General features: G+C 67.5%; 1 protein-coding gene. It reads left to right on the forward strand.

Features of this window, described 5'->3' with window-relative positions:
* Positions 1-1,168 (forward strand): elongation factor Tu (tuf, locus tag MKK67_RS18050; protein WP_243966839.1); only part of this gene is annotated, 1,168 nt, incomplete at both ends.

The following is a 1,168-nucleotide window of genomic DNA, read 5'->3' on the forward strand; positions in this document are numbered from 1 at the left end:
CGCACCAAGCCGCACTGCAACATCGGCACGATCGGTCACGTCGACCACGGCAAGACGTCGCTGACGGCGGCGATCACGAAGGTCCTGGCGGAGACGGGCGGGGCGACGTTCACGGCCTACGACCAGATCGACAAGGCGCCGGAGGAGAAGGCGCGCGGAATCACGATCTCGACGGCGCACGTGGAGTACGAGACGGCCAACCGGCACTACGCCCACGTCGACTGCCCCGGCCACGCCGACTACGTGAAGAACATGATCACCGGTGCCGCCCAGATGGACGGCGCGATCCTGGTGGTGTCGGCGGCCGACGGCCCGATGCCGCAGACCCGCGAGCACATCCTGCTGGCCCGCCAGGTCGGCGTCCCGGCGCTGGTGGTGTTCCTCAACAAGGTCGACATGGTCGACGACGAGGAACTCCTGGAGCTGGTCGAGCTGGAGGTGCGCGAGCTGCTGTCGAAGTACGACTTCCCGGGCGACGACATCCCGATCACCAAGGGCTCGGCGCTGATGGCGCTGGAGGACAAGGAGCCCAAGATCGGCAAGGAAGCCGTCCTGGCGCTGATGGAGACGGTGGACAGCTACATCCCGCAGCCTGAGCGCCCGATCGACCTGCCGTTCCTGATGCCGATCGAGGACGTGTTCTCGATTTCCGGCCGCGGCACGGTGGTGACGGGTCGCGTCGAGCGCGGCATCGTCAAGGTCGGCGAGACGGTGGAGATCGTCGGGATCCGGGCGACCACGACCACGACGGTGACCGGCGTGGAGATGTTCCGCAAGCTGCTCGACCAGGGTCAGGCGGGCGACAACGTCGGCGTGCTGCTGCGCGGCACCAAGCGCGAGGACGTGGAGCGCGGCCAGGTCGTGTGCAAGCCCGGTTCGGTGAAGCCGCACACCAAGTTCAAGGCCGAGGCTTACATCCTGACCAAGGAAGAGGGCGGCCGGCACACGCCGTTCTTCACCAACTACCGGCCGCAGTTCTACTTCCGGACCACGGACGTGACCGGGGTGTGCGAGCTGCCGGAGGGCACCGAGATGGTGATGCCGGGCGACAACGTGACCATGGACGTCACGCTGATCGTGCCGGTGGCCATGGAGGAGAAGCTGCGCTTCGCCATCCGTGAAGGCGGCCGCACCGTCGGCGCCGGCGTCGTCGCCGCCATCAACGACT

The sequence above is a fragment of the Methylobacterium sp. J-072 genome, from assembly GCF_022829425.1.
GTDB lineage: Bacteria > Pseudomonadota > Alphaproteobacteria > Rhizobiales > Beijerinckiaceae > Methylobacterium.